10 protein-coding genes and 2 tRNA genes are annotated in these 10632 nt (G+C 45.7%); 4 read left to right on the forward strand and 8 right to left on the reverse strand.

Annotated elements, in window-relative coordinates; translation table 11 throughout:
* Nucleotides 1-65: 65 nt before the first annotated feature.
* Complete coding sequence (dnaA, locus tag Q8O92_12985) at nucleotides 66-1475, reverse strand: chromosomal replication initiator protein DnaA (protein MDP2984230.1); 1410 nt, start codon at nucleotides 1473-1475, stop codon at nucleotides 66-68.
* 221 nt (nucleotides 1476-1696) lie between these two features.
* Between dnaA and Q8O92_12990 the strand changes: the two genes are divergently transcribed.
* From Q8O92_12990 to Q8O92_13000, 3 genes are all read left to right on the forward strand, one after another.
* Nucleotides 1697-1772, forward strand: a tRNA-Phe gene (locus Q8O92_12990).
* Between the two features lie 22 nt (nucleotides 1773-1794).
* Nucleotides 1795-1870: transfer RNA gene (locus Q8O92_12995), tRNA-Lys, on the forward strand.
* Nucleotides 1871-1895: 25 nt separating this feature from the next.
* Nucleotides 1896-2528, forward strand: coding sequence for a corrinoid protein (locus Q8O92_13000; protein MDP2984231.1), 633 nt, complete (start codon nucleotides 1896-1898; stop codon nucleotides 2526-2528).
* 174 nt (nucleotides 2529-2702) lie between these two features.
* On the opposite strand, the gene Q8O92_13005 is transcribed toward Q8O92_13000, so the two are convergent.
* Both Q8O92_13005 and Q8O92_13010 read right to left on the reverse strand, forming a co-directional pair.
* Nucleotides 2703-3785, reverse strand: a complete 1083-nt coding sequence (locus Q8O92_13005) for an AI-2E family transporter (protein MDP2984232.1) — start codon at nucleotides 3783-3785, stop codon at nucleotides 2703-2705.
* A 4-nt stretch (nucleotides 3786-3789) separates the two neighbouring features.
* Nucleotides 3790-4284, reverse strand: a complete 495-nt coding sequence (locus Q8O92_13010) for a cyclic nucleotide-binding domain-containing protein (protein ID MDP2984233.1) — start codon at nucleotides 4282-4284, stop codon at nucleotides 3790-3792.
* 385 nt (nucleotides 4285-4669) lie between these two features.
* On the opposite strand from Q8O92_13010, the gene ytxJ reads away from it, so the two are divergent.
* Nucleotides 4670-4999, forward strand: a complete 330-nt coding sequence (gene ytxJ / locus Q8O92_13015) for a bacillithiol system redox-active protein YtxJ (GenBank protein ID MDP2984234.1) — start codon at nucleotides 4670-4672, stop codon at nucleotides 4997-4999.
* Here the strand turns inward: ytxJ and tmk are convergent, their stop codons facing one another.
* The 5 genes from tmk to mnmE all read right to left on the reverse strand — a co-directional run.
* Nucleotides 5000-5620, reverse strand: coding sequence for a dTMP kinase (gene tmk, locus Q8O92_13020; GenBank protein ID MDP2984235.1), 621 nt, complete (start codon nucleotides 5618-5620; stop codon nucleotides 5000-5002). It abuts the gene before it with no gap.
* Entirely contained in the window at nucleotides 5595-6317 is a 723-nt protein-coding gene (rsmI, locus tag Q8O92_13025; GenBank protein ID MDP2984236.1) for a 16S rRNA (cytidine(1402)-2'-O)-methyltransferase, read from the reverse strand. Before rsmI ends, tmk begins: the two co-directional genes overlap by 26 nt.
* Nucleotides 6318-6487: 170 nt before the next feature.
* Nucleotides 6488-7168 (reverse strand): 16S rRNA (guanine(527)-N(7))-methyltransferase RsmG, encoded by a 681-nt coding sequence (gene rsmG / locus Q8O92_13030; GenBank protein MDP2984237.1) that lies wholly within the window; start codon nucleotides 7166-7168, stop codon nucleotides 6488-6490.
* Nucleotides 7152-9041, reverse strand: coding sequence for a tRNA uridine-5-carboxymethylaminomethyl(34) synthesis enzyme MnmG (gene mnmG, locus Q8O92_13035; GenBank protein MDP2984238.1), 1890 nt, complete (start codon nucleotides 9039-9041; stop codon nucleotides 7152-7154). Before mnmG ends, rsmG begins: the two co-directional genes overlap by 17 nt.
* A 30-nt stretch (nucleotides 9042-9071) precedes the next feature.
* A partial coding sequence (gene mnmE / locus Q8O92_13040; GenBank protein ID MDP2984239.1) for a tRNA uridine-5-carboxymethylaminomethyl(34) synthesis GTPase MnmE occupies nucleotides 9072-10632 on the reverse strand: 1561 nt, incomplete at its 5' end.

The raw sequence follows: 10632 nt of genomic DNA on the forward strand, positions 1-10632 counted from the left end.
CAACATTATCAACACTTCTAGTACTATAGCTAGAAATAAAATACATATATATACTTAAGAAAGCCTTAAAAATCTGGATTCTTTGCTTTTTCAATTAAAGTGTGAACTTGTTTTTCAAGAGAAGAATCAGAAAGAATTTTTTTCTCCATGAACCGAATGGAATGAATTACTGTGGAGTGATCGCGTCTTCCAAAATGCAGTCCGATGGTTTTCAGAGAGGAAGCAGTAAGTTGTTTAGAGAGATATATGGCGACATGACGAGCTATGGCGACTTCCTTATGACGGGATTCTCCGATTATTATGTTTGTGGAAAGAGAAAAATGGTCTGCAACCAATTTTTGGATATATTCTATCGTGATAAGTCTGGATGTTTTACGAATAGTGTCCCCAAGGATATTAACGGCCATATCGAGGGAAATATCCTGCCCGTGGAGAGAGGAATATGCAAGAAGACGGATCAGAGAACCTTCAAGTTCCCTGATATTGGAGGTAATATGTTCTGCTATAAACTCAGCTATGGAAGTATCTAGAATTACACCGTCGATTGTCGCTTTTTTCTGAAGAATGGCGATCCTGGTTTCAAAATCGGGAGGCTGGATGTCGGTTACCAGTCCCCATTGAAACCGGTTGATCAGACGATCTGCAAGACCTTTGAGCTGGGAGGGAGGACTATCCATGGTCAGAACAATTTGTTTGCCTTTCTGATGAAGGTCGTTAAATATATGAAAGAATTCTTCCTGAGTGCGTTCCTTGTTATTAAAAAACTGTATATCATCAACGAGAAGAAGAGTGGCAGTGCGATAGTATTTAGAATATTGAGTAGTAAGCTTGTTTTGGATGGAAAGAATGAAATCCATGGTGAACTTTTCACTCGACACATAAATAACACGGTTCATGTTACGGTTACTATTAACGGAGTTAAGGTAGTGATGCGCAATAGCCTGGAGAATATGTGTTTTGCCGAGACCGACGCCGCCATATATGACCAGGGGATTAAAGGCAGTGGTCCCGGGGGAATCTGCCACTGCTTTAGATGCGGCATAGGCAAACTGGTTGGAGTTACCTACCACAAAAGTATCAAAGGTAAAACGGGAATTGAGAGTCAACTGATCCAGAAAGGCGTTATTGCTCTTAGATATAGTGTCGAAAGAAAATTCTGAAGATTGAGGTTCTTCGGACAAAGATAAAGGAAGAAGAGATGATTCTTCATTTTTGTTTGAGGAATCTGTAAAAGAAAAATGAATCTGGACATCGTATCCGAGTATGGAGCGACTGAGCGAAGTGATAAGAGGAAGATAGTGCTCCTCAAGCCAGCTTGAAAAATAAGGTTGTGGAACAGAAATAACTATAGTATTCTCAGTGAGTTCCTTGAGGGTAAGCGGTTTAAACCACGTGGTGAAGCTCTGTATGTTTACTCGTTCTTCAATGGCTTTAAGTAAACGGTCCCAGAATATGTTTTTCTCAATTAAGTTCATAAAAATTACGATATTTAGGAAAAGAATGAGAGATTTGCACAATGTGAGAGAGGCAAGAAATAGCGGTCAAGCATCAAACCTTTCATAGCACAATAAATGCTTTTAAAAACTGACTGTCAAGTGAAAACAGAACCCTTTGAATTACTCTTTGTCTATTCTAAAAAAAACTTGCATACAAAGTTTCGATACTGTATAATAACGTTCTTAAAAGAATGTATAGTGGCACCCTAGCTCAGTAGGTAGAGCAGTGGACTGAAAATCCATGTGTCCCCAGTTCAATTCTGGGGGGTGCCACCATTTTCGAATTTTCACGGATAGTGCGCCCATAGCTCAACTGGTAGAGCAGCAGACTCTTAATCTGTTGGTTCAAGGTTCGATTCCTTGTGGGCGTACCAAAAATATGTCCTCCAGGAGGTGGGAATGGCTGATTTTCAGGCGATTGCCGATGCTCTGATCAAGGGGCAGGCACCGAAGGTGAAAGAACTGGTCAGCGCCGCTATCAATGAAGGAGTAAAACCCGGGGAAATTCTTTCCGGGGGTTTGATAGCAGGCATGGCAGTAGTGGGTGAACGTTTTAAAAAGAACGAGATTTATGTCCCTGAGGTACTGATCGCCGCTCGCGCCATGCATGCAGGTATGGATCTACTCAAACCGCTTCTTGCGGCAGCCGGGGTAAAACCAAAGGGCGTATTTGCGATAGGGACGGTGAAAGGAGATCTTCATGACATCGGAAAAAACCTGGTCATGATGATGATGGAGGGCGCAGGTTACCAGATCATGGATTTGGGTGTGGATGTAACGCCGGAAAAATTTGTACAGGCCATCAAGAACGGCGCCCAGATGATCGGATTGAGCGCCCTGCTCACCACAACCATGCCCTCCATGCGAAACACCATCGATGCAGTGAAAGCAGCAGGATTGAGAGATAAGGTGAAAATCCTGGTAGGAGGAGCGCCGTTGACACAGACCTATGCTGACGAAATAGGCGCTGACGGCTATTCTCCGGATGCTGCGACTGCCGTTGATATAGCGAACGAGATGATGGCAAAATAAAAGTTCGGGCAGTGCGCGATTATACATGACGACATAGATGCCGAAACAAGTTCGGCATGACACGTGTCATCCTGAACTCGTTGCCGCTTCGCGGGAACGATAAAACCGTTTCAGGATCTATATATCAGCTAACTAGTACTGAAAGGCTCCGTTTTCGGAGCCTTTTTTGTGAAATTAAAGGTTGGTATCGAGCTTGCGGTATAGAGAAAAAGAAGGTTTCGGAGGGCGGGAGAGTTCCGAATACAGGATTTCCAGAATCACTTTGAGGAGACTCACCGCCGGCACAATGAGGAACATGCCGAGAATACCCCCGATAACGGAACCCAGAGCGATGAGAAAGAGTACGAAGAGAGGATGCAAATTAGTTGATTTGGAAAAAACAATAGGCTGAATGAGGATATTGTCAACAAGGTGGATAACGAGAGACACCAGGAGAATGTAAATGTAGAGTATCTGGGGTGCTCCGGTCATGACGGCGATCAGAAAGGCAAACACGGTACCGAAGATGGGACCAATGTAAGGAACAAGATTGGTCGCCCCGGATAAAAAACCAACAATGATCGGATATTTGAGTTTTATAATCCAGAAACCGGCAGATGTTACGATGGAAAGAATCAAAACCCGGATAAACATCCCGCGGAGTATGAGACCAAACTGCTGATTGAGATTGAATATGAGATTGAGTGCCACCTCAAAATACCGGTTTGGGACATATTCGATCAGCTTTTTTTGCATTCTCTGTTCATCGAGAAGGAAGAAAAAGGTGGCGAAAGGAATAATAAGCAGAAATGCAACGATTATGGAGAGGAAGGAAGGCACCTGGTTGATAAGGGAGAAAACATACACTCTCAGATTGTTTTCAGCGCCAGCAAATATTTCTTCCTGAGGAGCGAAAGAGAAAAGAAAGCTGGTATAACGGGAAAGAAATGCTTTTACAGAAGAAATGGATGCACTGAAAACCTGGGAATATTTGTTGAAATTCTCCCGTACACCATAGAATTCATTCACCATCGCCGGTATGAAAAGAATGAAAAGCAGAACGGCTCCCCCGAAAGCTCCGATGAAAACAAGGGAAACCGCCAGGGTATGATTCATGCCGCGCTGTTCAAAGAAATTTACCGCAGGCTTCAAAACAAAAAGCAGGATGTAGGCAATGAGGAAAGGGGTAATAACCTCCCAAATATGCATGGATATATAAATAACAGCAAGGAGAATTACTCCTGCCAGAGAAAGTTTCAGAAGAACCCGCATACCCATTGTATTACTTTCCGGGAATTTCATTGTAAATACGGAGCCTTTCCGCTACGATCTGCGAAAGGCGATATACGAGATGAAGCCCCAGACGGGGATCCGATTTCATAAGCTCAAGAAGATCATGACGGAAAAGGCCGAGCAGCGTGGTCTCTGTGGTCGAAACAACTGTCGCCGACCGTGGCGAATCATTGAGAAGAGATATTTCTCCAAAAAAGTCGCCGGTATTCATGGCCGCGATTTTTTTGCAGGTCAGATCCGGATATTCGCCATATACTTCACAATTCCCTTCACGGATAATATAGAGACCTACGCCGGGGTCTCCCTGACGAAAAACTATTTCATCCTTGGAAAAATTTCTCACGTGCAGGAGAGCATGTATTTTACGCTTCTCACGGTTGCTGAGAAGGTCAAATACCGGCACCGTACTGAGGAAATCGATCTCATTCGCAAGATCAGAGCGATATTTTTTGAAAGGATTTCCCCAAAATGGATTACTGTCCATGATTTGATCTCCTCTATTTTGGTGTATACTGTATTTTACAGTGAATTTGTAATTAAAACAAATTATTTTTATAAGAAAAAGGTTTTTTTACCAAATTATGCATGTAAAAGGGATTTTAGTCTCTGTGAGCGTTAAAACTACAGCCCCCTAAATCCCCCAAAGGGGGACTTAAAAGACTGCAAGACAAGGCTTAATTGGTTTTTTTTAAAAAAGTTACACTTTCGCATTTTCTTCTTTACCACGAAAAGTCCCCCTTCGGGGGATTTAGGGGGCTGCCTTCAAGAATTAATAATAAGTATTTGTTTAAAAAGAGTTAAGAAAATGCCATAGTAAGTTTGTGAATAATTTGGGTTACAAAGGGATTTTTAAAAAAAGGAGAAGTACAATGGCTTCGATAAAGGAAATTCTTACAAAAAAAGATTTGGATGAGATGTTCCAGGATGAAAAGGCGCTGGTTTTTAAAAACAGTACCTACTGCGGTATCTCAAAGAATGCTATACGGGAATTCGAAAAATTCGTGGAAACAATAAAAGACACTTTTAAAGTTTATATCGTAGATGTCAATAAAAACCGTGACTTGTCAAAAGAAATTGCCGAAAGGACACAAATTAAGCACGAATCTCCGCAGATCATCCTTTTGGAAAAAGGAAAGGTCAAATGGAATGCATCTCACTGGACTATCACATTTGACGCATGCAAGAAAGCGACGGAATAATTAAAAACGTTTCAGTACTGTATTCACCTTTTGAAAAATTTCCTCTTCAATGACAGAAACACCCCTTGCGCCGTCGATGATAATAACCCTTTCAGGTTCCTCGCCGCCAAGCAGCAGGAACCCTTCACGCACCCGGTTCATGAATTCAACTCCTTCGACTTCAAGCCTGTCCGGGAGAGAAGTATGCCTCGTGAGAGCGACAAGAGGGTTACAGTCAATTACAAAGGTCATATCAGGCAAAAGTCCCCCAGTGGCGATCAGGTTCAATTCGCGTAAACGCTCAATTCCAAGGCCGCGGGCATATCCCTGATAGGCAATGGTGGAATCTATATACCGATCCATGAGGACAATGAAACCATCGTTGAGAGAAGGAACTATCCATTGAGCGGTAATCTGGGCCCGCGCAGCGAGATAAAGGAACAGCTCGGTAAGCGGAAACATGTCGGAATGCCCGTTGTCCAGGAGAATGGAACGAATCTTTTCACCAATGGCTGTACCGCCCGGCTCACGGTAAAGGCGGACCGGGTACCCGTGTGTTTCCAGACGTTTCTGCAAAAGAAGCGCCTGGGTTGATTTCCCGGAACCGTCAATTCCCTCAAATGTTATCAGAAGACCCTTCATGTCTGCCTCTCTTACCGATTCCATTTATAACCACAGTGTATTCACCGCGGGGTTTACGTTCCTTGAGATGGGCAAGAACCTCTGAAACCCTGCCGCGAATCGTTTCTTCATGAAGTTTGGTGATCTCGCGTGAAACTGATATTGCACGGTCTCCCATAATAGAGTGTACCTGCTCCAGGAGATTACTGATACGGTGCGGCGATTCATAAAGGACTATGGTCCGGGGCTCGTCCTTGAGAGCTTCGATGCTTTTCACACGCTTCATTCCCCTTGGCGGCAGAAAACCCTCAAAGACGAAACGATCCAGGGGAAGCCCGGAGACAACAAGAGCCGCAAGAACCGCAGATGGTCCGGGAATACTAAAGACAGCATATCCGGCACAAGCGGCGGCATGAACAATACGGTACGCCGGATCGCTGATCCCCGGAGTTCCCGCATCGCTGACCAATGCGACATCACTGCCCTCGGCCAGCGTTTTCATAATTAGGGATGTCCTGGAACGCTCATTCTGGTCATGGTAGGAAACCAGCCGTTGCTTTATTTCCAGACGGGAAAGGAAAAGACCGGTATGACGGGTGTCCTCACACACGACAAGCTCAACCGAACGCAGGTGTTCGAGCGCTCTTGTGGAAAGATCGCCCATGTTTCCAATTGGTGTGGAAACAATGAAAAGAGAACCGGGTGTAATTTCTAACATGATGAAAAATTGTTGAAAAGTTTTGAGCGGTTTACACCTTGAGACATACAGAAACGTATGTGTCACAGGCAGTAAAATAATGTTGATACTATGTTGAAAAACGTGTAAAAATGAAATATACAACTTGTAATATAATGCAAGACAATATGTTATGAACAATAATCAAAATGTCAGGTTTTGTGGATAACTTTTAATTTCGTAATGATCACCACATACCCGGTACGCACATGATTTACTGCCGGAGGTTTGTTTATAGATATGTTGAAAAGTCTTGAATCAAGATAGTTCGAGAGATCATCAAGCTCGTGTTCTATATGTTCGCCTTTGATCGAAACCATCATTCCCTCCGGACGGATAAAACGCGCGGTGAAAAGAAAAAACTGGCACAGGCTGACTGTAGCGCGTGTGATAACCATGTCAAACGAACCATTGTGAGAAGACGGAAGCTCTTCAACCCGTGATCGCATGACGGATACAGAAGGAAGAGGAAGCGTAGCAACAACCTGGGAAAGGAAATGAACCTTTTTTGCAATGGAATCGACCAGGACTGTTTTCAGATGAGGAAAAGCTATTGTCAGAGGAATGCCGGGGAGTCCGGCGCCGGAACCGAAATCCATCAAAGTTTCCACAGACAATAAATCCACACAGGAGGAAACCTTGAGCGAATCGAGGAGATGATACTCGACAAAACGAGACATGTCGCGACGGGATACCAGGTTCATATTCCGGTTCCATAGTAAAAGAAGATCGGTATATTGCGCAAAGAGAGACAAAGCATCGTCTTCCAGGTGAATTCCATAGGCTGCAGCGCCGCCTGTGAGAGTGAGAAAAAAATCATTCGGCACGGGCATGTGAGGATCTCTTACGTTTCAAACGCTCCGATTCAATCATAAGAATAGAAATATGGGAAGAGCTGATACCCGGTATCCTCCGGGCCTGACCGAGGGTTGCGGGATGAATGAGATTGAATTTCTCACGAGCCTCCAGGGAAAGCGCACCGATAGAGAGATAATCAATGGAATCGGGTATATTCATATTCTCGGAGGCCTGCTGGCGGCTGATCATATCATTCTGACGGCGGATGTAACCTCGATACCTGATTTCGATATCCAGACGGCGGCCGATTTTATCGGAAATATCCAGGCGCTGACGGATGAACGGCGCCACATCAAACCAGGTAATATCCATACGGCTGAGAAGCCGGGAAATTTTTTTGCTCCCCTGTACAGGAGGCCTGCCATCGGCGGAGAGAACGGTATTGATGATGTTCTCTTTTATAGCGGTACTGTCTGCGATGGCAATGGCTTTTTCGAGAATGGAAATGTCTGTTTCACGTGAAACAATATCATCTTGCAAAATTACCCCAATTCTTTTCGTATACGGAAGCAGTCTTGAATCGGAATTCTCTTCACGGAGAAGGAGACGGTATTCTGCCCGTGAAGTAAACATACGGTATGGCTCATCGGTGCCCTTGGTAACGAGGTCATCGATAAGTACCCCGATATAGCCATCCCACCGATTAATGCAGCAGGGCGGCTCAAGGCGGATGTAAAAAGCGGCGTTTATCCCGGCCATGATTCCCTGCGCAGCCGCTTCCTCGTAACCGGAGGTGCCGTTGATCTGCCCGGCCAGAAAAAGACCGGATGTAGTCTTGGATTCGAGAGAACTTTTCAAGAATCGCGGATCGAAGACATCATACTCTATGGCATACCCCATCTGTGAAATCTCGACACGTTCCATTCCCGGAATGGTCTGTAAAGCTGCGATCTGGATATCTTCGGAAAAACCGGTGAAAAAGCCGTTGACATACATTTCAGGATGATTCCTTCCCTCCGGTTCAAGGAAGATTAGATGAGACTGGTGATCGGGGAAATGGAATATCTTGTCCTCGATAGAAGGACAGTATCGGGGGCTTTTTCCTTCAATGGTTTTGGAAAGGAACGGAGTCTTGTCCGGGTTATCGAGAATAATACGGTGCGTAGCCTGATTGGTTTTGGTAAGATAGCAGGGTTCCTGGATAACCTTGGTATCGGGAGGAGTCCTGAAGGAAAAGAAATTCGGAATTATATCTCCGGGCTGCTCATCGGTCTTATCCAGGTCGAGGGATTCCCGCCATACACGCGGCGTGGTGTCCGTATTATACCTTTCTGTGGGATGCCCGAGTTGAATAATGGATTGAGTGAGGTGGTCAGCGGCTTTTTCATTCCGTCTGCCGCCCCAGATCTTACGGAGTCCTATATACATTATTCCACGGAGAAAAGTCCCGGATGTTACCACCACGGCATCTGTGGTCAGTAATCGTCCGTCGCCCAGTTTTACCGCCTGGACTGCGCCCTGGTCGGCTACAATACCGACCGCTTCGCCTTCCACAATGGAGAGAGTGGGAATTGCAGAAAGAATTTTTAGCACCTCGACCGGGTATTGGGCGCGGTCCGCCTGAGCTCTTGAGGACCAGACTGCCGGGCCTTTCGAAGTGTTGAGGACCTTGAACTGGATTCCTGCACGGTCTATGGCCAGCCCCATGACCCCTCCGAGCGCATCGAGCTCGCGGACCAGATGTCCTTTTGCAAGTCCGCCGACAGCGGGGTTGCAGGACATGAAACCGACTTTCTTTTGGTCAAAGGTAACGAGGGCGGTGCGATGACCCATGTTGGCTGCAATGGCCGCAGCTTCCACACCGGCATGTCCTCCGCCTATGACAATGACCTCAAAATCTTTTTCCATACGTACCTTTAGTGTTTCACGTGAAACAATTCATTTCCCGATGCAGAAATTTTTGAAAATATCATCGAGCACATCGAAACTTATATTTCTTCCTATAATTTCTTCTAATTTGCTCTGTGCTTCTCTCAACTCCAGAGCGGTGATTTCTTCCGACCATTCATCAAGGCTCAGTAGAGCGCCCAGGAGATGATCCCGCGTCTCTGCGAGCAGCAGGCGGTGACGTTCCACCATGACCAGTGAATCGCTGTCCCCGGTATTGATTAACGGCGATGCCAGGGTAATAATTGCATCGAGAAGGGTCTCTATTCCTTCTCCCGTAAACGATGAAATATAAAGTATCTCTTTGTTTTTACTGCGTTTATCCAATATATCCGATTTGCTGACAACCGGAATTATTTTCGGTGATTCACGGGGTGTGTTTTCAACCGGCCGGTGTTCTTCGTCAGGTTCCTCCAGGGAGATAACGATATCGGCGTCACGGAGAAAACGTTTCGCCTCGTCAACGCCTTCCCGCTCTATTTCGTCATCCGTTTCGCGAAGACCGGCGGTGTCGATCAGATTGATCGGCAGCCCGGATAGTTCGATTTTTTCCTCGATCCAGTCGCGTGTCGTACCGGGTCGTTCATTGACAATCGCCCTTTTTCGTCCGAGTAGTGTGTTAAAAAGGCTTGATTTTCCTGAATTTACCTTTCCTGTTATCGCAACTCTCAATCCGTTTTTTATTCGCTGTGCGGCAGTATATGACTCAAGCATAGTATCGAGAGTTTTCATGGTATATTCAATAGAATTTTTCAATTCTTTCCTGGGTATGGCTTCGAGTCCCTGGTCGAGAAAGTCAATGTTCAGCTCGGTGAGGGAAGCGGAATGAACCAGCTCATCGAGCAGTTTCTCGATCCTCAGGGAAAAGGCGCCCTCCATGAGTTTTTCGGCACGTCTCAGGTGCTCCTTTCCCTCTGCTGCTACGATCTCCATCACTGCCTCGGCCTGGGTAAGGTCGATTCTCCCGTTGAGAAAAGCCCTCCGGGTAAATTCTCCCGGTTCGGCAGGCCGCGCTCCTTTCTCGATGACAAGAGCGAGAATGGCGCCTGCAGCGGCATATCCGCCGTGACTCTGGATTTCAACTACATCTTCTCCGGTGTAGGAATGAGGGGCTTTCATAAGAGAGACAAGAACTTCATCCACTGTTTTGGAGGAGTCGGTAATGCAGCCGTGAATCATGCGGCGGGGAAAGAATGCCGGATTTTTTTTTCCTCGGAAGAGGGATTGAAGAATGGCGGGCGCTTCCGGGCCGCTGAGTTTAACGACTGCAATTCCTGCGCGCCCCGGGGCTGTAGCAATGGCGGCAATGGTGTCGTTTTCCGGGTAATTTACGGAATGGTCTGGTGTAACGGTTAATGATAACATGAGGGTAGAATGTTGGTTAGACCCTGAAACGGTTTTATCTTTCCCGCGAAGCGGCAACAATTTCAGGATTTTTATGCGGTTTTCCGTACGGTTTTTTGGTAGAATCTGATTATTGCAGGCATTTCCTGCTGCATATAAGAGAAAATGTTGAACATCAGCCAGTATAAGGTGAGTCCCGCGCTGAAAT

It is taken from the genome of Candidatus Latescibacter sp. (genome assembly GCA_030692375.1).
Lineage (GTDB): Bacteria > Latescibacterota > Latescibacteria > Latescibacterales > Latescibacteraceae > JAUYCD01.